25 protein-coding genes, 1 tRNA gene and 2 pseudogenes are annotated in these 23,177 nt (G+C 69.2%); 10 read left to right on the top strand and 18 right to left on the bottom strand.

Going from position 1 to position 23,177, the window contains the following annotated elements; translation table 11 throughout:
- Nucleotides 1-111: 111 nt before the first annotated feature.
- Complete coding sequence (locus AB0Q96_RS17310; protein WP_365326214.1) at nucleotides 112-2,412, bottom strand: LPXTG cell wall anchor domain-containing protein; 2,301 nt, start codon at nucleotides 2,410-2,412, stop codon at nucleotides 112-114.
- Nucleotides 2,413-2,581: 169 nt separating this feature from the next.
- Nucleotides 2,582-3,277 (bottom strand): DUF6333 family protein, encoded by a 696-nt coding sequence (locus tag AB0Q96_RS17305; RefSeq protein WP_365326211.1) that lies wholly within the window; start codon nucleotides 3,275-3,277, stop codon nucleotides 2,582-2,584.
- Between the two features lie 211 nt (nucleotides 3,278-3,488).
- On the opposite strand from AB0Q96_RS17305, the gene AB0Q96_RS17300 reads away from it, so the two are divergent.
- Nucleotides 3,489-5,297 carry an endonuclease/exonuclease/phosphatase family protein gene (locus AB0Q96_RS17300; RefSeq protein ID WP_365326209.1) on the top strand — a complete coding sequence of 603 codons (1,809 nt, stop codon included), beginning with the start codon at nucleotides 3,489-3,491 and terminating at the stop codon, nucleotides 5,295-5,297.
- A gap of 71 nt (nucleotides 5,298-5,368) precedes the next feature.
- On the opposite strand, the gene AB0Q96_RS17295 is transcribed toward AB0Q96_RS17300, so the two are convergent.
- Nucleotides 5,369-5,644 carry a hypothetical protein gene (locus AB0Q96_RS17295; protein ID WP_365326207.1) on the bottom strand — a complete coding sequence of 92 codons (276 nt, stop codon included), beginning with the start codon at nucleotides 5,642-5,644 and terminating at the stop codon, nucleotides 5,369-5,371.
- Nucleotides 5,645-5,916: 272 nt separating this feature from the next.
- Between AB0Q96_RS17295 and AB0Q96_RS17290 the strand changes: the two genes are divergently transcribed.
- The 3 genes from AB0Q96_RS17290 to AB0Q96_RS17280 all read left to right on the top strand — a co-directional run bounded on the left by AB0Q96_RS17290 (nucleotide 5,917) and on the right by AB0Q96_RS17280 (nucleotide 9,098).
- The gene (locus AB0Q96_RS17290) at nucleotides 5,917-6,837 is read left to right on the top strand and encodes a hypothetical protein (RefSeq protein WP_365326205.1); all 921 of its coding nucleotides are present in this window, start codon (nucleotides 5,917-5,919) and stop codon (nucleotides 6,835-6,837) included.
- 149 nt (nucleotides 6,838-6,986) lie between these two features.
- A complete protein-coding gene (locus AB0Q96_RS17285; RefSeq protein WP_365326203.1) occupies nucleotides 6,987-7,331 on the top strand; it encodes a hypothetical protein in 345 nt (114 codons plus the stop codon).
- 624 nt (nucleotides 7,332-7,955) lie between these two features.
- Entirely contained in the window at nucleotides 7,956-9,098 is a 1,143-nt protein-coding gene (locus AB0Q96_RS17280) for a hypothetical protein (RefSeq protein ID WP_365326201.1), read from the top strand.
- A gap of 376 nt (nucleotides 9,099-9,474) precedes the next feature.
- Here the strand turns inward: AB0Q96_RS17280 and AB0Q96_RS17275 are convergent, their stop codons facing one another.
- The 11 genes and pseudogenes from AB0Q96_RS17275 to AB0Q96_RS17225 form a co-directional block, all read right to left on the bottom strand.
- The gene (locus AB0Q96_RS17275; RefSeq protein ID WP_365326199.1) at nucleotides 9,475-9,840 is read right to left on the bottom strand and encodes a hypothetical protein; all 366 of its coding nucleotides are present in this window, start codon (nucleotides 9,838-9,840) and stop codon (nucleotides 9,475-9,477) included.
- Nucleotides 9,841-10,308: 468 nt separating this feature from the next.
- Entirely contained in the window at nucleotides 10,309-10,461 is a 153-nt protein-coding gene (locus AB0Q96_RS17270; protein WP_365326197.1) for a DUF6126 family protein, read from the bottom strand.
- On the bottom strand, nucleotides 10,458-10,952 hold the full coding sequence (locus AB0Q96_RS17265; protein ID WP_365326195.1) for an ATP-binding protein: 495 nt from the start codon (nucleotides 10,950-10,952) through the stop codon (nucleotides 10,458-10,460). Before AB0Q96_RS17265 ends, AB0Q96_RS17270 begins: the two co-directional genes overlap by 4 nt.
- 255 nt (nucleotides 10,953-11,207) lie before the next feature.
- Nucleotides 11,208-11,387, bottom strand: a complete 180-nt coding sequence (locus tag AB0Q96_RS17260; RefSeq protein ID WP_365326193.1) for a hypothetical protein — start codon at nucleotides 11,385-11,387, stop codon at nucleotides 11,208-11,210.
- Nucleotides 11,388-11,722: 335 nt separating this feature from the next.
- On the bottom strand, nucleotides 11,723-12,073 hold the full coding sequence (locus AB0Q96_RS17255; protein WP_365326192.1) for a metalloregulator ArsR/SmtB family transcription factor: 351 nt from the start codon (nucleotides 12,071-12,073) through the stop codon (nucleotides 11,723-11,725).
- Between the two features lie 501 nt (nucleotides 12,074-12,574).
- Nucleotides 12,575-12,988, bottom strand: a complete 414-nt coding sequence (locus AB0Q96_RS17250; protein WP_365326190.1) for an STAS domain-containing protein — start codon at nucleotides 12,986-12,988, stop codon at nucleotides 12,575-12,577.
- Between the two features lie 16 nt (nucleotides 12,989-13,004).
- Complete coding sequence (locus AB0Q96_RS17245; RefSeq protein WP_365326188.1) at nucleotides 13,005-13,424, bottom strand: ATP-binding protein; 420 nt, start codon at nucleotides 13,422-13,424, stop codon at nucleotides 13,005-13,007.
- Complete coding sequence (locus tag AB0Q96_RS17240; protein WP_365326186.1) at nucleotides 13,421-13,834, bottom strand: pyridoxamine 5'-phosphate oxidase family protein; 414 nt, start codon at nucleotides 13,832-13,834, stop codon at nucleotides 13,421-13,423. Before AB0Q96_RS17240 ends, AB0Q96_RS17245 begins: the two co-directional genes overlap by 4 nt.
- Entirely contained in the window at nucleotides 13,831-15,492 is a 1,662-nt protein-coding gene (locus tag AB0Q96_RS17235; RefSeq protein ID WP_365326685.1) for a SulP family inorganic anion transporter, read from the bottom strand. The genes AB0Q96_RS17240 and AB0Q96_RS17235 overlap by 4 nt, the downstream gene beginning before the upstream one ends.
- A 56-nt stretch (nucleotides 15,493-15,548) precedes the next feature.
- Nucleotides 15,549-15,890, bottom strand: coding sequence for a metalloregulator ArsR/SmtB family transcription factor (locus AB0Q96_RS17230; RefSeq protein WP_365326183.1), 342 nt, complete (start codon nucleotides 15,888-15,890; stop codon nucleotides 15,549-15,551).
- Between the two features lie 155 nt (nucleotides 15,891-16,045).
- Nucleotides 16,046-16,189 (bottom strand): annotated as a pseudogene (locus AB0Q96_RS17225) (PhnA domain-containing protein); the annotation flags it as partial.
- Between the two features lie 12 nt (nucleotides 16,190-16,201).
- Here AB0Q96_RS17225 and AB0Q96_RS17220 point away from each other — a divergent pair.
- From AB0Q96_RS17220 to AB0Q96_RS17210, 3 genes and pseudogenes are all read left to right on the top strand, one after another.
- Nucleotides 16,202-16,378: pseudogene (locus AB0Q96_RS17220) on the top strand (SDR family oxidoreductase); the annotation flags it as partial.
- A 71-nt stretch (nucleotides 16,379-16,449) separates the two neighbouring features.
- The gene (locus AB0Q96_RS17215; RefSeq protein ID WP_365326180.1) at nucleotides 16,450-16,842 is read left to right on the top strand and encodes an NUDIX domain-containing protein; all 393 of its coding nucleotides are present in this window, start codon (nucleotides 16,450-16,452) and stop codon (nucleotides 16,840-16,842) included.
- 543 nt (nucleotides 16,843-17,385) lie between these two features.
- Nucleotides 17,386-17,547: a hypothetical protein gene (locus AB0Q96_RS17210; RefSeq protein WP_365326178.1), complete on the top strand. Its 162-nt coding sequence runs from the start codon at nucleotides 17,386-17,388 to the stop codon at nucleotides 17,545-17,547.
- A gap of 157 nt (nucleotides 17,548-17,704) precedes the next feature.
- Here the strand turns inward: AB0Q96_RS17210 and AB0Q96_RS17205 are convergent, their stop codons facing one another.
- Complete coding sequence (locus AB0Q96_RS17205; protein ID WP_365326176.1) at nucleotides 17,705-18,055, bottom strand: hypothetical protein; 351 nt, start codon at nucleotides 18,053-18,055, stop codon at nucleotides 17,705-17,707.
- Between the two features lie 941 nt (nucleotides 18,056-18,996).
- Here AB0Q96_RS17205 and AB0Q96_RS17200 point away from each other — a divergent pair.
- From AB0Q96_RS17200 to AB0Q96_RS17190, 3 genes are all read left to right on the top strand, one after another.
- Nucleotides 18,997-19,073: transfer RNA gene (locus tag AB0Q96_RS17200), tRNA-Met, on the top strand.
- Nucleotides 19,074-19,346: 273 nt separating this feature from the next.
- Nucleotides 19,347-19,754, top strand: a complete 408-nt coding sequence (locus tag AB0Q96_RS17195; RefSeq protein ID WP_365326174.1) for a DUF4259 domain-containing protein — start codon at nucleotides 19,347-19,349, stop codon at nucleotides 19,752-19,754.
- Between the two features lie 270 nt (nucleotides 19,755-20,024).
- Nucleotides 20,025-20,756: a DUF6193 family natural product biosynthesis protein gene (locus tag AB0Q96_RS17190; protein ID WP_365326172.1), complete on the top strand. Its 732-nt coding sequence runs from the start codon at nucleotides 20,025-20,027 to the stop codon at nucleotides 20,754-20,756.
- A gap of 113 nt (nucleotides 20,757-20,869) precedes the next feature.
- On the opposite strand, the gene AB0Q96_RS17185 is transcribed toward AB0Q96_RS17190, so the two are convergent.
- From AB0Q96_RS17185 to AB0Q96_RS17175, 3 genes are read right to left on the bottom strand one after another with little or no spacing between them, the layout of a single operon-like run.
- Nucleotides 20,870-21,517 (bottom strand): transposase, encoded by a 648-nt coding sequence (locus tag AB0Q96_RS17185; protein WP_365326683.1) that lies wholly within the window; start codon nucleotides 21,515-21,517, stop codon nucleotides 20,870-20,872.
- A gap of 17 nt (nucleotides 21,518-21,534) precedes the next feature.
- Complete coding sequence (locus AB0Q96_RS17180) at nucleotides 21,535-21,804, bottom strand: hypothetical protein (RefSeq protein ID WP_365326170.1); 270 nt, start codon at nucleotides 21,802-21,804, stop codon at nucleotides 21,535-21,537.
- A gap of 7 nt (nucleotides 21,805-21,811) precedes the next feature.
- On the bottom strand, nucleotides 21,812-22,855 hold the full coding sequence (locus AB0Q96_RS17175) for a S66 peptidase family protein (protein WP_365326168.1): 1,044 nt from the start codon (nucleotides 22,853-22,855) through the stop codon (nucleotides 21,812-21,814).
- Nucleotides 22,856-23,177: the final 322 nt, after the last annotated feature.

Here is a 23,177-nt window from a genome sequence, read left to right as displayed (position 1 = left end):
CGGAGGGTGGCATGACACATGCCACCCTCCGGCCACCGAGCGCGGTATCTGAACGCGATCGCGTCGATCACCTGCCGGTGACCCCGCCACCGCCCCCCGTTCGGAAACGCCCTAATGCCGGGAGGCGTTCCGGCCGCGCTTCCGCCACAGCAGGGCCGCGCCCGCCGCCGCGAGGAGTGCGGCGAGTCCGGTGATCAGGCCGACCGGCGTGCTGGAACCGGTGTCGGCGAGGTTGCCGCCGCCCGAGCCGCCACCGTTCGACCCGTGCTCGCCCGGCCTGTTCGGGGCGGGCGTGGTGGCGGGCGGCGTGGTGGACGGGTGGTCGCCCGGCTTCGACGGGGTCGGCGTCGGGCCGGTCGGGGTCGGCTTGGGCCCCGTCCTGCGTACGGCCGTGTCACCGCCGAGCAAGCTGGTGCCGGACTCCTTGTAGCCGAGCACCTCGGCCCGGGAGCCCTTGGTGACGTCCGACAGGTTCGGCTTCTCCGTGGTGAACTGGGTACGGGTGATGTTCTTCTTGGGCGACTTGGAGAAGTCGACGCCGCCGACGGTCAGCGTGTAGACGTACTCGCCCTCCTTGTACTCGTACTTGTAGTCGCCCTCCATGAACGACTTGCGGTAGTTCTTCCAGACCTCGTACGAGTCCCACTTGGCACCCCGGATCGGCCAGCGGCTCGCGTCGTCGCTGCCGATGATCCGGTGGAACTCGCCGGGCTTCTTCGCGTCCTGCTGCTTGATCCACTCGGCCGCCACCCGGGAGGCGTACACGCGTCGCAGATCGGCGTAGGCCGGGCCCTCGGCGATCTTCTTCTCCACGATCGGGACGAGCAGCCGCTCGACGAGCCGCTGGTTGTGCTGGATCTCCGCCTCGGTGAGGGTGCACTGCTCGCCCGGCGGCTGGGTCCTGGTCTCCTGCGGTACCGAGTTGACCTTGAGCGGCGCGTCCAGGATGAAGATGCCGCCGTCCTGCTCGCGCACCTTGGCCGGCTGCGGGGTGATCCAGTTGCGGATCCCGTGCAGGCAGATCCGGTTGTTCTTGTGCGTCAGGTTCTTCCAGAACTCGGCGCCCGCCGGGGTCTTGGGGTCCATGGCCCGCGAGAAGTCGTGCTTCATCTCCAGGTCCGCGTCGAGCAGCACCCGCCCCGCGTCGGTCTTGCCGAAGGCGCGGTCCATGATCCGGTCCGGCTCGTCCGGGTTGAGGTTCACCCAGAACTTCTCCGGCTTCAGCGCCAGCCAGGTGAAGAAGGCGTCCGACGCCATCTGCGCCTTCTCCTTGCCGCCGAAGCCGGGGTTCTCGTCCTCGTCGGTGTTCTTCGCGGAGAAGGAGTAGTTGAGGCTGCCGGTCTCGTTCTGACCGACGTAACGCAGCTCCAGGCTGGTGAAGTCGACGCCCCCCGGGCCGCGCAGGGCGTTCTTGCCGTTCTGCTGGAACGGGCGCGCCGCCTCCTGGCGCCGCCGGACGTCCTCGGGCGTCGGCATGGAGCGGCTGATCAGGTCGTTCCCGGCACCGGTCGACGGCTTGGCCGGGTTCGCGGAGAACAGGCCCGGGAACCGGGACTTGTACTGGTTGCCCGGGGCGTACGGGGCGGGGGTGGCGCCGTGCCGGTAGTAGTCGATGCCGGCCGCCCGGTACATGGCCTTGATCTTGTCCGTGGGGTCCTGGCCGTGGATGTAGACCACGCGCCAGCCGCGCCGCACGAGTTCCGCGTCGACCTTCAGCTGACCGGGCTTGGGGTCGATGCCCGACTTGAACTCGTAGACGGTCTTGGTCCGAGGGTCGACCGCGTCGAAACGGCGCCCGTTCGGTCCGACGACCTTGTCGCCGAGCACCTGCCGCAGCTCCTTGTCGAGCCGCGGGTCGATGTCCCGCAGATACGTCTCGCACAGCCAGTTGACGCCGCCGAGCTTGAAGTGGCGCACCACCTCGCGCTCGTAGCCGCCGCCGCGCCGGTTGCGGGCGTTGTTCTCGATGTAGACGTCCTGCAGCCAGAACGCGAAGTCGCCCTTGTACGGATTCCGGCTCGCCTGGCGGTTGTTCCAGGACGCGAACGCGTGCTCAGGGGTGCCGATCGTGTACTTGCCGGTGTCCGTGCCGTACTTGGTGACGTCGGCCGGCACCTTGAGGTCGGTGACGTTGAGCGTCGGCTGCTCGAAGTCGTAGAAGAGCTTCTCCGCGTCGGGCGTCTGCCACTGGTTCGGGCCCGCCGGCTTGTAGCCGGGCAGCGTGCTGCGCGGCGGCTCCGTCGGGCTGGTGCCGAACTTGTCCTGGCAGCGCTTGACCGGAGCCGCCTGGGCCTCCGGCTGGGCGCCGGAGAGCCCCACCGGCAGGCCGACGGCGAGCAAGGAGGTGCCGAGCACGACCGCCGCGAGGCGCACGCGGAGGCGCCCCGGTGGGGTTGCTATGTGTGAACTCACGGTTCCTGATCCCTCATGGGGGCAGCGAAGTCGTCGTGTCGCGGGCGGTGCACGGCCCCCGTTGCTGTCACCACCCCGGAGCGCCCCACCCTAGGCCGCCGACGCGCCATTGACGCGAGCATTACCGCGCTGCAACTGTGAAGTTTCTGTGGGAAGTTGGCCGCGAAGATCAGCCGAACCACACGTCGTTCAGGTCCGCCGCGGCCCGCTGCGTGCGCCGGACCCGGAACAGCGAAGGTCGCAACCGCGACCGGTCGCCGTCGGTGACCTGCCGCCCGAGCGCCAGCAGTCCGTACGCGTCCCAGTCGACGTACCGGGGCTCCTCCTCCAGGTCGACGTCGGCGTCGCCGTGACCGTCCGGGTCGACATCGAGGGCGCGCAACTGCTCGGCCGGGTCACCGGTCACGGTCCACTCCTCGTCGTCACCCCAGCCGCCCACCCGCAGCGCCGGCCCGCCCGGCAGATCGAGCAGGAACTCGCGGTACTCCTGCCCGGCGTCGAGCCGCACCGACCCGGCGATCCGCGCCTCCGGATGCAGCGCCCGCTGCCCGTCCACCTCCTCGGCCATCGCCGCCACCACCGCGTCCCCGGCGAGCGCCGGATCGACGACGAGCACCGTCCCGCCCCAGCACCCGACGGCGACGACATCGAGACCCGCCCGGGTCTCGGGCACCGGCAACCGGTCGAGCGCCCGCGAGGGCAGCTCCTCCAGCACCTCGGCGACCGTACCGAGCGACTCGACCACCCGCCGCGCCCGCGCCGCATCGTTCGGCGGCGCCTCCGTACCCGCGTCACGGGTGAACGGCGGGAAGAGCAGCAGCAGTTCGTAGTGGCCCCACTTGTCCACCGGGGTGTCATCCGTCATGCCCGCCACGGTACCCACCACCCGCCAGGGGCTGCCCGACGCTGCCGTTTCTCGCGGGCCCCCGCGGCCAGCGGACCAGCGGACCGCCGGGTCCTCGGCCCGCTTGGCCGAAAGGTATCGTCGAGTGATTTTGATCTTCTCCGCTCGGGCCCGCCGGCGCACGCCGCCGGCTCCGCTTCCGAGCGGCTAGACACAAGGAGGGGACCACTCCATGCGGAGACGCAAGGCGTTCACCCTATTGCTGGCGTTGCTGGTCGCACTGGGGATGGTGCAGCCGGCCGTCGCCGACGCGCCGTCACCGAGTACCGCACCGGTCGTCCGGTTCCTGAGCTACAACATCTGCGGAAACAGTGACAACAAGGACGCCTGCTCTCTGACCCGTGAGGTCGAGCAGCGGCGTGACAAGGTGGTGCAGGAGGCCCACGCCTGGAAGGCGGACCTGATCTTCCTGCAGGAGGTCTGCAGGCAGCAGTACGACGGGATCCTCGGTTCCCTGAAGCCGGAGGGGTACGACGGCTATTTCGTCCCCACGCTCACCCGCTCCGACGTGTGCAACGTGAAGGGCCTGAACGGTACCGTCACCAACGGTGCGTACGGGATCGCCGTCCTGGCCAAGGGGCCCCTCACCGGTGACACGGGCGTGCGGCTCGACCCGGACAACGCCTACACCAACACGTACTCCGGCCCGGAGGAGTGGTACGCGGCATGCGTCGAGGCGAAGATCCAGTCCATCAGGACACGCGCCTGCTCCGTCCACCTCTACCCCCAGTACTCGAAGACCAACGAGCACCCGGTCATCCCTCCGGACATCAACGCCACGCAGGCGAAGAACCTCGCCGCGAACCCCTGGCTGAACGCGGGAACCCCCGTGGTGCTGGGCGGCGACTTCAACCCGGTCAACCGCAACACGGGCGGTAGCAGGGCGAACGCCCCGCGGTCCGCGGACCTCGACCCGTTCTACCGCCCCGCCCTGGGCGGGACGGGACGCTTCATCGAGACCGACGAGACGGACGCCGACTACTTCGACTGCGCGGCACCGCTCCCGGGCAACTGCAGGTCGGGTGAGTTCACGAACTACGACGCCAGCCGCGGCACGCAGGCCAAGCTGGACTACGTCTTCGTCGACGAGGCCCACTTCAAGAACGTGGCAGCCGACGCCAAGGAGCGCGACCCCCGCGTCTCCGACCACTATCCGTACCTCGGAGCCGCGACGTTCTCGCACTGCAACAACCCCGCCGACGGCAAGGCCGACATGCTGCGCCGCGACGCGGCGGGCGACCTGTGGAGGCACTTCGGCCGCGCGGACGGCAAGATCGCGGCCGACCCGTGCAAGATCGGTGTCGGATGGACCGGCATGCAGCACATCGCCCGCACAGGATCCGCGGGCACGGGGGGCGTCGAGAACCTCTACGCCATCGACGGCACCGGCAACCTGCGCTTCTACCCCGGTGACCCCACCGAGCTGTACTTCCGGGCACCCCGCACCCTCGGTGGCGGCTGGGGCGACGTCCGCACCATGGCCGTCAGTCCCGACTCCGACGGCGACGGCAACCCCGAGCTGATCATCCGGCGCGACAACGGAACCCTGTGGCGCGTCCCGACCCAGCAGGACGGCACCGTCGGCGCCCCGGTGAACCTCGCGAACGCCGAAGGCTGGGGGACGGGGACCTACGACACGATCCTGGCACCGGGCGACATCGACGGCGACAGCCGGCCCGACATCCTCGCCCGTACCCCGGCAGGCGACCTCTTCCTCTACGCCGGCCAAACCGACGGCACCCTGGCGGCCCGCACCCGGATCGGAACCGGCTGGAACATCTACAACACCATCGTGGCCCCGGGGAACTTCGACGGCGACAGCAACGGCCGCCCGGACCTCCTCGGCCGCAAGCCGAACGGCGACATCTTCTTCTACGCCAGCACCGGGAACGCGGCCGCTCCCTTCGTCAACCCGCCCTGGCCCCACCAGAACTCCGACCGCAGCGGCTGGGGCTTCGACCCCACCGAGCTGCTCTTCTGACCCAGCCCACCACACTCCTTGCGGCTGACCACGAACGCCGCAAGGAGTGAGCGGGCGACACCGGTCGCAGCCTAGGCGCCCTTCAGAGCGCTGACCACGTGATCGAGTTCCGGCGGCATGACCGCGATCAAGATCTTTCCGTCGGGCGAATCGCATTCCACGATCCGGGATGCCGGGTTGATCGACATCGCCTCGCGCAGTGAGGGCGAGCGCGGCGCGGCCTGATGGAGATCGGCCGGCAGAACGGTCTCCTGCTTTCCGAAGGAAGGCTTCCAGACGAGGGGGCCGGCTCCGGTCAGCAGACGTCCCGCCCTCCAACGAGGTCCCTGCGCGGCACGCTTGAGCATGCAGGGCACCCCGGCTCGTCGTCCGGCTGCCCCGGCGGTTGACCTCTGCTGCCGCTTCCGGGGTATCAGCCATCCAGCGAGGGCCGCGACGGCCACGCCAATCACTAGTTCGATCACTCGAGCATTCAACCAAACGGGACCCCTGAGGTGCGGGTCACCGGCCTTCGATGCAGGAGGACCCTTCACGGTTGCCGACCCGAAGTCGCCCATCCGGCCTGCGCGCCGTCCCCCGAGGGGTTCCGCTGTGCGGGAAGCGGCGGGACTCTGGCTGTATGAAGACGACGGGGCGGGTCATCGGTCGGTGGGTGTGCGCGGGAGTCGGGGTCTGGGTGGCGGCCGAGGTGGTGGACCGATTACGGGTCGCCCCGGACGCGGCGGACGTCGACAGGGCAATGGCGATGGCGGTGGTCGCGGCCGTGCTCACGGCCGTCGCCGTGCTCGTCCCGATGCCGCTGCGGCGGCGGCTCGGGCGGGCGGTCGAGGCCGACCAGCGAAGGCTGGCCAAGGCGGTCGACAACGGCTCCGACATGCGGTTCATGGCGTGGATGGCCAGGCAGTTCGCCTTCGTCGGGCTCGACCTGCTCCTGTCCGTGTTCGTGATCGCCGTGGTGGGGCCGGTCGGACTGTGGGCCGGGATCAAGGTGGCGTCCGGGCTGGGGCTCGACGTCGAACTCGGCGGAGGCGCACGGGAGTTCGTGGCTGCGGCGCTCGTGGTCGCAGCGGTGCAGCGGGTGCTGCTGCTCGTGCTGGTCGTGCCGGTGAAGCGCCGCACGGTCGCGGCGCTGTGCACCCTGGCCGGCTACCTCGCCTGCCTGGGCGGCCTGGCCCTCGCCGTGCTCTGGCTGGACGACGTGACCGCCGACGCCCCGTACTGGCTGACCCTCACCGTCGTCACCGCCGTCTTCCAAATTCGCCCGGTTCTGACGTTGACGCTGCCGGTCCCAGGGATCGCCTCGCTCGTCCTCGTCACCGTCAACGCCCTGGTGCTCGGGCTGATCGCCTGGCTCACCGGACTGGTGGACATCGCGGGCTTCTGGCCGCTGGCCGGGACGGCTGCCCTGATGTGGGTCGCGGAATGGCCGGTCCGCCTGGTGTCGGCCGTGGTCGAGGCCCGCAGGAACCCTCAGCCACTCCACCCGCCGCACGACCCCTTCTGGCCCGACAATCAGATGCCACACGCACCGCTGTACTGACCGGTCACGGTCCGTGCCGCGAATGCCGCCTTGGGAGATCAGGGTGGTCACTCGAATGGGTGCATCCGAATGGTGGTTCCGGGCCGGGCGGCTCTACGGTCGGTTGAGATCTCGGTTCCGAGACGGGGGGCCGGCAAGGAAGGTCAATCATGAACCGACTTCGCACCCTCGCCGTCGCGGCTGTGCCCGCGGCGCTGCTGATCGGCCTGGCGTCACCGGCTTCCGCCGCAGCCGGGCCGCAGGCCCCGGCGGTACCGGCCGCCAGCTGCTACAGGCCGGGAGCTGACCAGGTTCTCACGGCCCAGGAAGGCATCGAGCTAGTGAGCGCCTGCAAGGCCAAGAGGGACAACCCCTCATGGCACTGGATGGGCAACTACGGCTCGGTCTACGACGTGGTCAACGTCGCGAACAGCAGAGGTGTCGGCCCCGGCGGGCTGGTAACCATACCGAACGCCAGCGGCGGCGGCCTGATCCCGACGTTCATGTACTACTGAAACAGGAGACCAGGAGCGTTCACCGGTAGACCGTCAACGCACCATCGAAGTGTCGGCACGGACACGGCGGGCAGTCTTCCACGGATCGCGGAGTTGCGTACGCTCTGTGATCCTGGTCGGAGACGGGTGCCCGTCGTGTCCGCGTCCGCCATCGACCGGGTCCGTGTGCCACGTTCGTGAGAAACTGCTGTCCTAGGCAACACTGAAGGCGGGAGCTGCAGTTGGGTGGGCCGGGGGATCAGGTGGCACTGCGGTGTCTCGGATCGAAGCTGGTGTTCGACGGCCACCGCCTGACCGTGACCCGATGGTGGTGCCCCGTCCCAGGTTCCTCCGGCCTGCCCTGGCCGACCTCACACCGTCCCGGCTTCACCAGCCACACCGCATGGCGTGCCCTCATCGGCGCACTGGACGCCCAGGCACAAGTCGACACAACGCCCCAGTGGCAGGCCTACCTCGCGAAACTGATGCACTGCGCCCAAGCCCACCTGCGGGAGGCGTACGAGCACCGCACCCCCTGCGTAAGAGACTCCTGACCGGGTGGTGCCCGTGGGCCGGCCGGCCGGGCGGTGGGAAGAGACACAAGAGACACAAAAGTCGGAGAAGAAACATGGGGAAGGAAGAACCGTGTTACGAAGTCTGGTGACCGCGACGCTCGTCGCCGCGCTGGCCGCCACCTCGCTGGGCGCGGCCCAGGCCGCGGAGATCTCGCCCGGAGCGGCGAAGTCAGGCGCCGTGATGCACCTGCTGCCGTACCCCGAGGGGCACGCCGCGGCCAACGCGGAGCTGATGAACGACGCGGGGCAGATCGTCGGTTCGACGACCGACGGACGCGGGACCTACACGGCCACGCGATGGGAAGCGGACCTGTCCATCACGCCGCTCAAAGCACTGAACGCCACCGGTACGTTGATCATCACCAAGGCGCTGGCCCCCGATGGCACCGTCGCGGGGGCCGCCGACACCGGCGACCGGGTGGACCACGCCGTCACCTGGGACGCGTCGGGTACGCCGAAGCGCCTCGAAGAACCGGCGGGCTACGTGAACAGCACCGCCAATGACATCAACGGCGGCCACGTCGTCGTCGGCGTGGTGTCGGACAACAGGGCAGCCCGCGCCGTCCGCTGGGGACCTGACGGAAGGGCCACCCTGCTGCCGCTGCCGCCCCTCACCCGCTACAGCGAGGCCCTGTACGTCGACGAGCGGGGCGTGGCCTACGGCTGGGCCAGCCACAGCTCGGGCGCCAACAAGCAGGCCGTGCGCTGGGACACCTCGGGCAACGTGACGAACCTGGGCACCTTCGGCGGTCAGTGGTCCGAAGTCCGCGACGTCAACGACCAGGGCACCGCCGTCGGCTCCGCCGGCGCGCCCGGCTACGAATCCTGGGCCGCCGTCGCCCCGCCGTCCGGCACCTACCAGCAGCTGCCGGGGGGTGTCCACGACAGCACGGCCATCGCCGTGAACAACCACGGCGACGTCCTGGGGGCCGTGAACGCGCAGCGCGTGCTGTGGAGGAACGGCGGCATGACCGCGCTGCGCCCCCTGCCCGACACCCGGTCGCTGGAGGCGTACGAGCTCAACGACTCCGGCATGTCAGTGGGCAAGTCCGGCGATTTCGCCACGGTGTGGGACGCGAGCGGGACGCCGACCCCCCTGCCGACGGGACCAAGGGTCGACTACAGCTACGGCTTGAGGATCAACAACTCAGGGCAGGTCCTCGGATGGGCCGCCACCTGGGACTACGGCAGGCAGGCCGTCGTCTGGCGCTGACCTCGGCGGACACCTGAGACAGGGGGCCGAACACCGAGCGACCGTCGGCTGGTGGACCGGGCCGCCGCCGCGAAGCCCTCGACGTCCGCCCTCACCACCGGGGCCACGAGAGAGCGACGCCTCCAATCTCCGGGAGGCGCCGCCCTCGCCCGCCCCGCCCACAACCCAGGCGGGGTCGACCACATCCACTCCGCGATCCCGGCCGGCTCCACAGGAGTCGGCACGGTCACGAAGGCCCGAGGTCAGCGCTCGGAGGGGGTGCTGCCCGTCGCCTTGACGGACGCGCACGTGCGGCCGGTGTCGGATCCAGGAACCGCCACGTTCGCCCGCCTCGCTCGATCCGCTCGCGAGGCGGGGCCACCTTCGGAATATGCGATCAGGAGACGCGCTTGAGGGTCCAGGCGTTGTTGTTGAAGCCGGAGTTCGGGAAGGCGACGCAGGAGCTGGAGTAGTAGGAGCTGGTCTGGACCCAGCCGACGGGGTAGTACGCGGAACCGCATGCCTGGACGACAGTGCCTATGGGCAGGCCGGTGAGCTGCTTGATCTGCTTGATGTTCGGGTCGAAGTTCTGGGTGCCGCAGCTGGCGCTGTAGCCCCAGCTGACGTCGACGTAGCCCTGCGGGGTGGCGGTGCTCGCGCAGGTGGTCGTCACGTCACCGGGGGCCGCCTGGGCGGGCGCGGCGGCGAGGGCGACCATCGCGGCGGCGGCGAGGGCCAGGGTGGTGGTGCGGAAACGGGTCATGATGGACTCCTTGGACCGGAAAGCGATCAACGAAAAAGACAGCCCGTTTCTACGGTGTGTCCGCGACCCGTAACAGCCTGTTTCCGGTCTGAGGGATCAGGCCACGACAACGGCCGGTCCGGTCGAGCGCTCGCCTGGCGCTCACTCAGGCCCGGAGAGGGGACATCACCCACTCAGCTCTTCAATCACTCCGTGGCCCCCTTTTCTGGGGTGACCGATGGGCTGTGCAGCGACACGAAGGACAGGTTCGGCTTCGGTACACGGACCGTCTCTGCCGTTCTGGCCGGAGTGCTCTCCATCCGACGGTCGAGGGCCGCGAGTCAGACCGGACTGGTAGGCCATGGCGACAAGTTGTGCACGGCCGCAGGCGTGGCGCCATGACGCCAGCGAGCCGCTCGCATCGGCCGATACGCGTACCAGCACCGGTCCAATCGGCCTCCGCGACGGTCCGCAGCGCGACCGGCCTGGCTACTTCGGCGCGTGTTGTCCCACGTAGAACAGCAGCCAGACGAATCCGGCGAACAGATGGGTCGCGAAGACGTAGACGAAGACGCGCAGCATCACGCCGCGCTCCTTCCACCTCTCCGTGTCTCCTTCGTCGCGTGTGTTCTTCTGGGTCATGTTCTCGGCATGTCCTCACCGCTCGTCCACCGCTGGTCGTTCTCGGTCGTGCCGCCCTGCTGGGCGGGGATACGGAAGGTCACCAGGACGACCTTGCCTGCGTGCTGCAGAGCCGGCTCCACGCTCATCTCGCCGTCGTACACGGCGGCCACCTCCGTCACGCTCCACAATCCGGACCTCGTCCTTGTTGGGTCGAGCTCCGGCATACGAGGGTCGCCGTCCGCGACCGAGACCACCAGGCCGCCTCCGCCGACCGTGATTCCCACATCGACAACGGGCGTCTCCCGCGCGTGACGGACCACGTTGGCGACCAGCTCGCCGACGACGAGAAGCACGGCGTCGGCGAAGGCGCTTCGCCGCGGGATGCCGACCTTCGCCAGGATCCCGGCAGCGGCCTCCGTGGCCTTCCGTACGGCCCCGGGGCCTGCGTCGGTGCTGGTGACGAGGCTCTCGATACGAGGCGGGGCGTTCCTCACGACGGGTACACGCACGCGTCGGCGCCACGGTCCGAACCACCGCCCGGTCCTCATCGGGCGGCTGCCCCGTTCGCCACGGTCGGCGTGACCAACAGCGTGTGCGCTCCCGTGATCTGGACGGAAAGGTGCCGGCGGGGCGCGCACCGAACGCTCGGCGATGTCCGCGCCGGCGCGCTCACCACGGGGGAGCGGTCCTGAGGCACAGTGACGATGCGACGATGCCCGAGCGGCGCAGGAAGGTGAGCTGCCGGGAGAGGCTCGATGGCTCCATCACCCTTCACCCGCCGCCTCACCCGTGTCGATGTGGTGCTTGCGCGCAAGACGCAGAGCGTCGTCCAACTCGTCGGCGGCAAGAGCGACCTCGAAGGCATCCCCCGCCTCTTGCGCTGCTGCCAGCCGTTTCCGCGCCGCACCGACGCGCTCGAGCACCGCCTCGGAGAACGTACTCACGCCACACTCCTATCCGGCCTCAATTGTGAGACTCGTTAACTATCGAATTAAAGAACTTTGCAAATGGTAGCGGTGAGAGGGGGAGGGGGGGCGGGCGCGCACAGCGTTCCGGCGCGACCAACGGGACCTTCCGCAGCCGGAGTTAAGGCATTCTTCCTGCGCTTCGCGTCGCTTCTCGGGGTTCGTGCGTGGCTCGCCCGCGGGGTGGTGACCGCGTCCCGCCCGCCCGCGGTTGCCGCCCCGCGGGCGAGTCCCTTGGATGGGAGGCGGTCACCCCTGACGCGCAGAGCGCTGTCCATGTGCGACGGGGGTGACCGCCGGTCTCGTAGCCGGTGTCAGTCGGGCGTCGGGGCTGCGGGCGCTGTGGCGCGCAGGTCGGCCAGCAGCTCGGCCTGGCCTGTGAGCACGCCGGAGAGGATCGAGCGTGCCACCGCGAGCAACTCGGCCACCCGAGGGTCGGTCAGCGAGTAGAAGACGCCCGAGCCTTCCCGGCGCGCCACCACCAGGTTCGACCGGCGCAGCACCGCGAGCTGCTGGGAGAGGTGCGCGGGCTCGACCCCGACCTCGGCCAGCATCTCGGAGACGCCGTGCTCCCGTACGCTGAGCAGCTCCAGGACGCGGATGCGTACGGGATGCCCGAGCGTTTTGAAGAACTCCGCCTTCAGTTGATAGAGCGGCGTACTCACTGTCCGCACCGCCCGCCCCCGGGGCAGGCCGCCGAGGCGCCTTGGGGCCGCCGCCGTGCCTGCTCCGTACATCGCTTCCACCCAGAACTCTTCGCCATGGGGACCATCTTCGCGCCTTCGCACGTACCTGATGATCTCGGTAATTGCCAATCTTAGCAATTACGAATGTACAGAGAGGAGGATTCGTGAGGATCCCACGTCTGAGTGGCAGCGGCGCCCTGCTCAAGCGCCCGTCGTCGCCGTGAGTGGGTTCCTCGTTCCCAGTGCCGTCGCGCGGTTCTCCGACGGCCTGGCGTGGGTGTCGTCCCGGAGCAGCGTGCGGTGATCCTGGACGAGGCGGGCGTGAACGGGGACGTCGAGACCGCCTTGCGCGCCGTGACGCGGCCGAGAGGCTGACGCCGCGGGAAAGCCTGGGCCCACCTCTCGCCGCACACGGGGCCCCCACCTCCTGCCGCACAGGCGAGGGATGGGGCCCAGGGGTCCACGGTTCGTGACGGGTGGTCACCTCGCTTGGGGAGCCGGCACGCTCTGCGTACCGGGCCATTCGTCGCTGCACCACTCCCGCTGGCCCTGGCCTGCGCTGTGGTGGGCGGTCAAGGCTGCCTCCAGGTCGCAGTGGACCGGGATCGCGGGGTGGTCGCCGCTCGGAACGAGGGAGCCGTCGGCGGGGATCGCGGCGAGTTCGAGGCCGCGGCCCTCGGCTTCGAGGCGCCGGGCGGCCTCCGCGACCGCCAACTGCCCGCCGGTCGACCAGCCGCGCAGCGCGGTCAGGTCCAGGATGACCGGACCGGTGCCCCGGGCGAGGACCCACCCCACGGCCCCGTCGAACCGCCCGACCGCGTCCGCACCCAGAAATCCGGCCAGAGCCAGCACGCCCAGGCCGGGGTGGGTGGTGTAGCGCCATTCGATGGTCATGTCGTTGCCTTCGTCTTCACAGGGGGAGAGTGATCCAAACGGCTTTGCCGCCGCCATCGGCGTCCCGTCGTACGACGCAGGTTCCGCCGGACTCCACCATCACCTCGGCGATGGTGGCCAGCCCGCCCGTCCCGCCGGCGGCGGCGAACACCCCGGGGTGGTAGGGGTGGCGGTCGTGCACGGCGAAAGCGAGCGTGTACTCGCCGGCGGCGAACGTCACGGTCAGACGGGGGGAGGAGACGGCCGCGTGCCGGACGCTGTTGGTGACCAGCTCGCTCAGGATCAGCAAGGCCGGCCCCATCGTCGGATGCGTGGGCGCGATGCCCCACTCGTCGAACGTCCTCTCCGCCGTCTCGCGCACCAGACGCACCGACGCAGGCACGGCGGGCGCCGTCAGCACCTGCCGAAGCGGAAGCACCTCCACGCCCGCACTCACCTCGTCTCCACGGTGCCCAGGCGGTACCCGGCCACCGTCTGCGGGGTGATGCGCAGCAAGGTGTCGTGCGGCCCGTACGCCCAGCCGGGAAGGGTGCGCAGATAGTGGGCGGCCTCGACCGGGTCGTCGACCGGTTCGGCCGGGCCCGTCACGGTCACGCTCCAGCCCGTACCCGCGGGCAGCCGGATGTCGTCCGCCTGGTAGGTGAGAAGGGGGCGGCCGGCGGCCACCTCAGCCTGCACGGGGGTGCGGACGACCAGCCTGCCGTACTCGAGTACGTGCACGGCGGGCCGGACGACGGCCTGCTCCCGCCGGATGTGGACGAGGCGCCCCTGGGCGGCTCCTTCGAGGAGCCACAGGGCTTCGGCCCCGGAGACCTCGACCATGCGACGCGTGGTCGGCATCGTCATCGAGCGGCCTCCTCGGCGGCCGTGGGAGCGTGCTGCCGCAGCGCTGCGGAAAGCACCCCGATTCCCTTCAGATGGGCACGGGCCCCTGCGATCGCCTCGGGCGTCGTAGCGAACTCCCGCCCCTCCAGACGCAGTACGTCCAGCGCTCCCATGGACGCGAGGGCCTGCCGCTGGTCCGGACGTATCCCGGAGGTCATCACCACGATCCCGCGCCGGTTCAGCTTCTCGACGGCGTCCTTGAGCACGAGAGCTCCGGTCGCGTCGATGGTGGTGACGCGGGACATGCGCAGGATCACGACCCGGACGTCCGCCACCTCGGTCAGTTCGAGCAGGAAGCGGTGGGCGGCGGCGAAGAAGAGCGGTCCGTCGATCCGGTACGCCACGATGTGCTCGGCGAGCAGCGCGTGCTCCTCCTCGCTGTGCTCGCCGGGCAGGTCGCCGTGGAAGTCGACCTCGGCGAGGCGGGCCTGCTGGGCCACGGCCCGCAGTGCGAGAGCGCCGGCCACGACGAATCCGATGATCACCGCGTACACGAGGTCGAGCGCGAGCGTGGCGACGGCGGTCAGGACCAGGACGAGGGCATCGGAGCGGGTGGCCTTCGCCATCGCGCGCAGCGAGCCGACCTCGACCATGCGGACCGCGGTGGCGAGCAGGACACCGGCGAGCGCCGCGAGCGGGATCTTCGACACCAGAGGGGAGGCAGCGAAGACGATGACCGCGAGGACGGCGGCGTGGGTCAGGGCCGCGAGCCGTGACGAGGCGCCGGTCCGGACGTTCACCGCGGTACGGGCGATGGCGCCGGTCGCGGGAACGCCCCCGAACAGTGGCGCCGCCAGGTTCGCCAGGCCCTGGCCGAACAGCTCCCGGTCCGGATCGTGCTTCTGGCCCACCGTCATCGCGTCGGCGACCCGCGCGGACAGCAGCGACTCCAGAGCGGCGAGCGCCGCGACAGCCACGGCCGGGGCGAGCAGGGAGCCAAGCGCGGAGACGTCGACGAAGCCGAGCGAAGGGGCGGGCAGCCCGGCGGGCAGGTCGCCGATCGGCGCCGCCGCGTCCAGGCGGAAGACTTGCGCGACGCCCGTGGCGGCGATCACCGCGACGATGGAGAACGGGATGGCGGGCCGCCACCGAGCGCCGCCGAGCATGACGGCGGCGACGCCCAGCGCGAGCCCGAGGGCCGTCCAGTTCGGGGCCTGGACGAACTCCTCGACGGCGCGCCACGTCACCTCCAGGACCCGGTCACCCTCGGGCTTGGGGACACCGAGGGCACCGGGAACCTGCTGGAGTCCGATGACGAGCGCGATCCCCAGGGTGAAACCCTCCACCACCGAGGCGGGGATATAAGCCATGTACCGGCCGGCCCGGGCGAGGGCCAGCCCGATCACGATCACGCCGGCGATCAGTCCGACGGTGAGAACGCCCTTGGGGCCGTACTGCGCCACGATCGGAACGAGGACCACGGTCATCGCCCCGGTCGGCCCGGAGACCTGCAGGTTCGAACCGCCGAACAGCGCGGCGAGCGCCCCGGCCACCACGGCCGTCGCGAGCCCGGCCTCGGCCCCCAGGCCGGAGGAGACACCGAAACCGAGCGCGAGCGGCAGCGCCACGATCGCGACCGTCAGCCCCGCCAGCAGATCACGCCGAGGGCTGCGGGTCATGGAGGCGAAGTCGGCACGCACGGGCAGGAGGGAGCGCACCCGGTTCACCACCTTGTTCACCGCGCCGCGACCTCGGCCTCGCGCAGCTCCTCCAGAAGTTCGTTCTGCCCCACCAGCATCTCGGTGAGGATGCGCCGCGCCGCCTGCATGAGATCGGCGACGTCACCCCCGGCGAGCCGGTAGACCACCGTGGAGCCCTCCCGGGTCGAGGTCACGATCCCCGACCGCCGGAGCACCGCCAGCTGCTGCGAAAGAGCCGACGGCTCCACCTCGATCGCCGCGAGCAGATCCCGCACCGCCTGAGGCCCGTCCTGGAGGAGCTCGAGGACACGGATGCGCACCGGGTGCCCCAGCATCCGGAAGAACTCGGCCTTCGCCTGGTACAGCGGAACCGACACGGTCGCGCCCTCTCCTCATCACCCCACGTGAGCGTGGGGGCGTCGGGGTGCTGTGCCCGCGGCTACCTGCGGGCACAGCAAACCCATCATGTATTGAATTGCCAAAGTTTGCAATTCATAGAGATGCTTGTACGTGGCGCCCTCGGCGCCGGCCAGGCCTTCTTGACCACACCGGACTTGAGCTGCATCGGACCGAAGCAGTCGACCTTGCAGTCGATGTCGTGCCCGTCGACGCCGTCGACGAGCCGAACGTCGCGCACCTTGGTACCGGCCTTGATGCCGGAGGGGCTGCCCTTGACAACGTCTCCTCCGTCAACGCACACCTCGGCCGCCCAAGACCTACCGCTTGCACTCCGGCCAAGGCGGGAATCCTCGGCCTCACCCCGTCGCTGGCCAGAGAGCTTGGCCTGTACGGCATCACAGTGAACACTGTCCTCCCGGGGCCGAGAATGACCTTGCCCATAGACGGCGGCTGGATGCTCCACTGACCCACCATGACCACCAGGGAGAAGCCCATGAAGGAGCGCGTCCGCGCCATCCTGCGCACCACCTCCGCACCATGCTCGTCATCAGCCGCATCCGCCCCGGCGTCCCTCCCTACCAGGTCCTCGTCGGCGGCGGCGTCGAGCCTGAGGACACCAGTCTGGAGGCCGCGCTGCTGCGGGAGGTTCGCGAGGAGATCGCCGGCGAGGCCTTCGATCTGCACCCGTTCTGCCGGCTGGAGAACGACAAGGGTGAGACCGAGCACTTCTACCTCGCTCGGATCGCCGTCTGGAACTTCGACGACCGCACCGGCTCGGAGCTCACGCGCGACGACCGCGGCGAGTACCTGCTCCAGGAGGTCCCACTCACTGCTGAAGCCATCGAGTCGTCGAATCTGATGCCGCCCCAGGTCAAGGACGCACTGCTCGACGCGATCCGCGCGGGAAGCCTCACCGACCCGCTGGCGTAGCCAGAGTCGCCAGGACGATCCCCCCGGCCGCCCCACGGGACAGGAGATACGTCCGTTTATGCCGAGCACGTCACTGTGACGGAGCCACTGCTGGGGCCCAGTAGATGACGGACATTCGACGGACTCCGAACCGCCCCACGGGCACGGCGGAGAAGGTCCCGTCGACGAGGAACACGGCGGACCTCACCCCGCACCCCCTGCAAAGGACCCTGCCTAGCCTTCGGCCGCATTCGACTGGGCACGTTCACGTGTACGCCGACCTCTCGCGCCCTACTCGCCGTATGGACAGTGCTCTGCCCCCGGCTTCTCCCAGCCGCTGGTGATCAAGGAATGCTGATCACGTTGGCCACCGCCACACTCGGGATTCCGGCGGGACCCTGGGTCCCCAGCGGGGACCATCCGGCTCTTCACACTCGGAGGTGCCCCCATGGGTTTGGTCCAGCGCCAGGATCCATACTGGGCATCGACTGTCTCTGGGGAGAATCGATGAGTGCGTGGCCAGGGCTTGCATGGAGTCTGACCGTTGGGGCCGCCGGATTGCTGGTGGCGTTCAACTTCCGCGATGTTGCGTGGCGGATCCATGGCTTCATGGCGACCACAGTGGGGATCAACCGGCTCCTGACACCGTCGATGGTCAGGTTCACCTGTGGTGTTCTGGCCACCGTTTCGATCGTGAACGTCGCGGTTGGTCTCACCCAGTGGTGAGTGATGGGCGAGGACCCGCAGGTACCTGATCTTGCCGTGGTCGACCGGGCTTCAAAGAAGGTGTCGGCGCGGAGCATCGCGAACAGCACGTCGTCTCGCGAGGCGGAGCAGGGTTTGAGCGCGGTGTTCTGGTTGGCCCTGCTGACCGAAGGGGTTGTCACGATTGCCATGCGAGTCGGCCGTCGGTGACGGCCGGGAGTGAGGTGGGCGGCTCGTCGGTGACCCAGGCGAACTCGAGGGCTGCGAGGGTGGCGCCTCGCTCCGTCCACACGAGGATCTCACCGACATAGGCGCCGGAAGGGCCGAGGACGTGAGCATCTACGGGCACGAGCGCTTGCGACAGTGCGGCGTGCTCGCAAGGTTCCCGGACCTGGAGGTCGACGCTCACGGAGCCGGTTCCCCAGGTGGCGATCACCTCCGTACGGTCCAACTGGCTCCGAAGCTGTGATGCGCCGGCGAAGTCCGCCGACAGGATGTGTTCAAGCACCGTGCGTTCGTCGGAGTTCAACGGGCGCGGGGCGATGGAAGGGCGAGCCATGCTCCCATTCTGAGCCCGAGGGGCGGCCAGCCCAACCTCAGCCCCATCGTCAGGGGCGTGGTCCGTTGCCCGGGTGCTCGCCGAGGCAAGCCTGCCCCCGGGCCGCTCCACAAAGGTCCGGGGCCAGGGTTACCGCCGTTGCTCTCGGCTAAGGCTTCCTGTCCGAGCAGCTCACCGACGTGCTGTGGGCGGCGGGGCACAGGGGCCGGTCGCAGGCGAGGCACGTGATCCACAGCCACCTCTGCCACCACCAGGCCCCGGTGGTATCAGCGGTCGCAGCTGCCGCGATGAGCCACGCGGGGATGCGCTGCGCGGTTGAGCGCAGCCCTCCGAAGCGGAGGTCGACTGCGGGGCGGGGCTTGTTGTCCTTGGTCATGGCGACCTTTCGTGTGCCAGCGCTTTGAACGCGATGGAGTGCACGCTGGTCATCGCCCCGGCTCCATAAACGCGACCACCGCGGACGCGTGTGGTGGCAGGTCGTACGCGGCCCCCACCTGTGCGGTCGCCATCAGCCCAGGCAGCCCGCCCAGCCCACACCGAGACGGGTGATCACGGCCGGGGCTAGCCCCGCGTACCACACCACCTCCGGATGGCGGCCGGCCCGTCCACCACGGCCGCACACACCGCCGCCCGGCGCCGCTGCAGTCCACCCCGTCCGCGCCCGGGGCCTCCGTTCCCGGCCGCTGCGCCCGGCTCACCACGATCGCCGTGGTATCCGTCGAGCTTTGTCGTCTCGTTCGCCATGACCTCTTTCACCCTGGGGGCCGACGTGACGCCTCACTCCTATAGGAGCCCCGAGACAGAACAGTGGGCTGAATGCCGAAACTGAGGGCTGGAGAGACAGAAGGGACGTCCCTCAGCGCGAACGTGGTCGGAAGCGCCCGGCACGTGGCGTAGGCTGGTCCTACCGACGCGGGGTGGAGCAGCTCGGTAGCTCGCTGGGCTCATAACCCAGAGGTCGCAGGTTCAAATCCTGTCCCCGCTACCAACGCGACAGTCCTCTCGACCTGCTGGTCGAGGGGACTGTTCGCATTCCAGGCTCGCCAGTGGCTACACGCCGGCCGAAGCCGCCAGCGCGAGAGCCCTTGAATGCGTGGGCCGCAGTTCTTTGGCTCCGTACTTTGCCCTCAGCGAACTCGCCAGATGTCTGGCCATGCCGGCTTTCCTCTGCTCCGCAAGTGTGTGCTCTTCGCGCCGTGAACGGTGTCAGTGGTTGCTGAGATGCTGACGCGGCTCGGTCAGCGAATACCAGGAGACACAAATGGGAACGCGAGGAACAGGGCCGTTCCAAAGCGATCTCGCCGACGACTTCAGGGACTGGCTCGATGGTCTGCCGTCGCAGGAGGCCGCCGCTGCCATCAAGGAAGCGCTCCAGCGAGTGGTCGATTCCGGCTCGGTTGTCGGTGGCGAGGACGGAGCGGAGGTAGTGGCTGCCGCTGCCTATGTTCTCGGCCATGCCCAGGACAGCGATCTGCCCACGAACTCCGAGGGCGGGCCAGAGAGACCACTCCCCGAGATGTCAGAGCCGGTGCGTGCCCTGGCCCGTCAAGCGCTCCGCCGCGTCCTGGGGGATGGATCCGAACTCGCCGGAGGATGGGTGGACAGCAGCAGCGCCGCAGAGTGGCGTCAAGAAGTTCAGCTCATCCTTCGCGCATTCGACCAGCTGTGATCACTCGCCGTGTCGGCACCGCAGAACCTGAGCCAGAAGCCGTGAAGTAGCAGCGATTGGGCAGCGCTTTGGGCAGCAGTTGACGATCTTGAGTGCGGCGGATGTTCACCAGAGATGGTTCTGGCTCAATTTCCGTGGGGTCTGACTGAGTGCGATGTCAATGGCTCCCCAGGCCGTGGGCAACAGACACTCGGAGTCACGTACCCATGGCCCTCGCTGCGGCGCCTGATCGCCGTTCCCATGGTGGCGTCGCGACGGCAGAATATGGCGGTGGACTCTGACCTTTACCCTGATCTGGTTGCTGCGGGCAGCCTGGCCGCAGCGCTGGAACAGCTGGCGGCCGAACTCCGTTTCAATCTCACAGTGGTGCCCGGCGACTGGGGCCCGCTAGTTTCGGCCGGTATCGCCTCGTCGGTCCCTGAGCGCAAGCCGCTGTCCGTTCGCATCGGGGCGGAGAGCCGCTGGTTCGGTGTCGCCGGCTGGAGTCGCGGAGTCGAACTCATCACCGGAGCCACAACCGACTTGGCGGATGTCGTCAGGGCCGGAGCGGCGTGGGGATCGGGCAGGAGCCTGCGGGAGCTGCGCGCGGAGCTGTCGTTTCTGCGCTCCAGCGAGCGGGCCGAAGCTCACGAACGCGGGCCGGCCGCGGTGGTGGAGCTGCAGTGGCGCACGATGCGGGAGCAGGCGGCTGAGGAACCGGACTTCACAGGGTTCGGCGAACTCGTGGAAGCGGCTCATGCCGAGCGGCGGCTGCGGCAGCTCTATGTATTTTCCAGCCACTGGACGCTCGGCTTCAGCTCCTGCACTGGGTACCCGTTCCGCGATGAGGTGGCCATCGTCCCGTCACACAATGGCAGCCCGTTCCGCCTCAAGAAGCATCCTCTCTCCGACGACGTTCTCGGCGAGGCCGCCACAGCCGAGGAAGCCGTCGCCCTGGCGGTGTGCCACCTCCCCACCGATCTCGGTCCGGCCGTCGCGGGAGCCGCCGAACAAGATGGATGACGAGCGCGAACCAAGTCACCGACCGTCACCGGTCCCGTGGCCAGTTGGCTCCCCGTCAGACGGCCGCGGAGGGGAAATTCCGACGGGCCATCCACAATGGTCTGACCTGCGCTTTACGAGTAGAGCAGGACGCGCTTGCGGAAGAGGTGAAAGTCGGCCCGGCCGAACATGTGGCGTTTGAGCATCTCGATTCGGTTGACGTGGCCTTCGACGACGCCTGAGCTCCAGGGCGGGGTGAGGCAGGCGGTGACTGCATCGCGGTCACGGTCGATGCCAGCGGCGAGTGTGTGGAGGCCGGGGAGGTCGTCTCGCCGGACAGCGTTGAGACTGTGGCAGCCGTTCGCCCTGGCGCTCGGTGAGTATTGCCCGCGGAACAGGTCCTCCGGAGCGGTTGCGTCGGCGAGGAGCTTGACGATGCGGGAGGTCATCCGAAGCTGGCGGCCGATCGCCCTCCGGCTGACCCCGGCGGTCAGCGGTTCGTGGAAGGTCGCGTGCTTGTCGCGGGTGCGGTCAGCGAAGCGAGCGTTGTCCCCTTGGCCAGGGCGAGCCGGAGGGGCCTTCGAGATTCTTCGGCTCGGGGGGGCAGGCTGGGCTGGATCCGGTGCCAGGACCTGCAGGCATCCTCGGTGGTCTGCGACGCATCGCTCTGCGGCCTCGCTCAGGTTGCGCCGAAGATGCCACCTGTCCGCGACCTGCACCGCTTGTGGTGCCCCGGCCGTAGCACCTTCGGCGAAGAACGGTGCACGATCGCGGCAGACCACCTCCACCCCGGGCCGTTTCACGAGCCAAGAGGCAGGCTGGACGCCCCCCCCTGGTCGGGCAGCAGATCGATGGGACGCCGGCTTTCGACGTCGACCAGGACAGTCCAGTGATGGCGGCCTGTGCGGGTGGCGTACTCATCGACGCTGACCACCCGCGGGGCCGGGACTTCGGGGTCGGGCAACGCTTCGACCAGATCGATCGCGCGATCGACCTCGTTGTAGCGCCTGTAGGTAGGTTCTTTGTCGAACGCGGGTGGCCGACCGGCTGCGCCGCAGCTCGCCCCCATGTGCCGCTCAGTAGGTGACGACGATCCGGCGTGCAAGGCCGTCCACCCGGACACGCCCTCCGACGGGGACCACGAACTGTGGGTCCGTGTGGCCCAGGTCGACGTCGAACACCACCATGGTGTCGGGGGCGTACTCTCGCAGAACCTGCAGCACGGCCTCTCGCTGCTGCCGGCGGAATTGCGCCCTCTCCTGCGTGCTGAACCGGTTCTGGAACGACCAGCTCTTCGCTCTGCCCATCAGCAGCGCGGGGAACTGTCGCAGCAGCCCGCGTTCGCCCATGTTCCGCAGGATCCGGAAGACCTCCTCGGCGCGCGGCATCTCCTCGGAGGTCTCCAGGAAGAGCACGTTGCCGGCGTAGGCGTCGACCGGCAGCACCGCCCGGTCGGCCATCAGCAGCCAGGAGATGATCTCCAGGTTGCCGCCCCAGCTGATCCCTTCGACCACCCGGTCTGCGTTGTGCCAGGACCACCCTTCGGCGGGTTGCATCTCCGGTTCGGAGTCGAAGGTGTGCGGGTCCTCCCAGGGGCGGTTGACGTCCCCGGAGGTGCTTGGCGGGGTGAGTTCGTACGCCCCCGACGTGAACAACGCCGCCCGGAGGGAGTCGGCGGTCAACGGGTGCATCGCGCCGGGCCGTCCGAGCTCGACCATCACCGAGCCGCCGTGGTAGCCGACGATGCCCAGGTTCCGTAGGAACAGCAGCAGGTTGGTGTTGTCGCTGTAGCCGATGAACGGCTTGGGATCGGCACGGAGAAGATCGGGGTCGAGGTGGGGGAGGACCGTGATCTGGTCGTCCCCGCCGATGGTGGCGATCACCGCCTTGATGTCAGGGTCCGCGAATGCCGCGTGGATGTCCGCGGCCCGTTCCTCCGGCGTCGCCCCCATCTTCCGGGTTGTCGGATACTCCACTGGCTCCAGCCCGAAGTCGTCCTGGAGTCTGCGCAACCCCAACTCGTAGGGCAGAGGGAAGAGACCTGGAAGGCCGGCCGCAGGAGACAGCACCGCGACGCGGTCTCCGGGGCGGGGCTTGGCGGGGTAAAGAGGCTCCGTCATCCGATGATCTTAGGAGCCGGCGCACCTGGCGCCGCAGGGATTATTCCGGTCCTTGATCTTCAGTTGCCTTGCGCACCAACTCGCCGCCGTCGTTTGCCTAAAGGACGTGGCGGTATCCAGAAGCGCGGTTTGGGAGCGCCCGGGTGCTTCGGGATTACGCGTGTGCTCTGCACGACGAGGGGGCCGGAGCGCTGCCGAGGTCCGCCTGCTCCACCGAACCGGCCCACGCTCATCGACGATCCTGGTCGGCTCCGACTGGACGAAGAGCGCCTGTCGGAGGTCGAGCCCGCCGAGGTGGAGATCCCGGTGTGGTGGCTAGAGT

This window comes from Streptomyces sp. NPDC093111 (genome assembly GCF_040683955.1).
Classification (GTDB): domain Bacteria; phylum Actinomycetota; class Actinomycetes; order Streptomycetales; family Streptomycetaceae; genus Streptomyces.
This window is presented reverse-complemented; position numbering and strand designations above follow the sequence as displayed.

Excerpts from the sequence above, each read along its gene's own strand:
- AB0Q96_RS17305 (WP_365326211.1), bottom strand. The coding sequence starts at position 3,277 with ATGACGGATGACACCCCGGTGGACAAGTGGGGCCACTACGAACTGCTG.
- AB0Q96_RS17300 (WP_365326209.1), top strand. The coding sequence starts at position 3,489 with ATGCGGAGACGCAAGGCGTTCACCCTATTGCTGGCGTTGCTGGTCGCA.
- AB0Q96_RS17295 (WP_365326207.1), bottom strand. The coding sequence starts at position 5,644 with ATGCTCAAGCGTGCCGCGCAGGGACCTCGTTGGAGGGCGGGACGTCTG.
- AB0Q96_RS17290 (WP_365326205.1), top strand. The coding sequence starts at position 5,917 with ATGAAGACGACGGGGCGGGTCATCGGTCGGTGGGTGTGCGCGGGAGTC.
- AB0Q96_RS17285 (WP_365326203.1), top strand. The coding sequence starts at position 6,987 with ATGAACCGACTTCGCACCCTCGCCGTCGCGGCTGTGCCCGCGGCGCTG.
- AB0Q96_RS17275 (WP_365326199.1), bottom strand. The coding sequence starts at position 9,840 with ATGACCCGTTTCCGCACCACCACCCTGGCCCTCGCCGCCGCCGCGATG.
- AB0Q96_RS17270 (WP_365326197.1), bottom strand. The coding sequence starts at position 10,461 with ATGACCCAGAAGAACACACGCGACGAAGGAGACACGGAGAGGTGGAAG.
- AB0Q96_RS17250 (WP_365326190.1), bottom strand. The coding sequence starts at position 12,988 with ATGACCATCGAATGGCGCTACACCACCCACCCCGGCCTGGGCGTGCTG.
- AB0Q96_RS17240 (WP_365326186.1), bottom strand. The coding sequence starts at position 13,834 with ATGACGATGCCGACCACGCGTCGCATGGTCGAGGTCTCCGGGGCCGAA.
- AB0Q96_RS17235 (WP_365326685.1), bottom strand. The coding sequence starts at position 15,492 with ATGACCCGCAGCCCTCGGCGTGATCTGCTGGCGGGGCTGACGGTCGCG.
- AB0Q96_RS17215 (WP_365326180.1), top strand. The coding sequence starts at position 16,450 with ATGCTCGTCATCAGCCGCATCCGCCCCGGCGTCCCTCCCTACCAGGTC.
- AB0Q96_RS17195 (WP_365326174.1), top strand. The coding sequence starts at position 19,347 with ATGGGAACGCGAGGAACAGGGCCGTTCCAAAGCGATCTCGCCGACGAC.
- AB0Q96_RS17180 (WP_365326170.1), bottom strand. The coding sequence starts at position 21,804 with ATGGGGGCGAGCTGCGGCGCAGCCGGTCGGCCACCCGCGTTCGACAAA.
- AB0Q96_RS17175 (WP_365326168.1), bottom strand. The coding sequence starts at position 22,855 with ATGACGGAGCCTCTTTACCCCGCCAAGCCCCGCCCCGGAGACCGCGTC.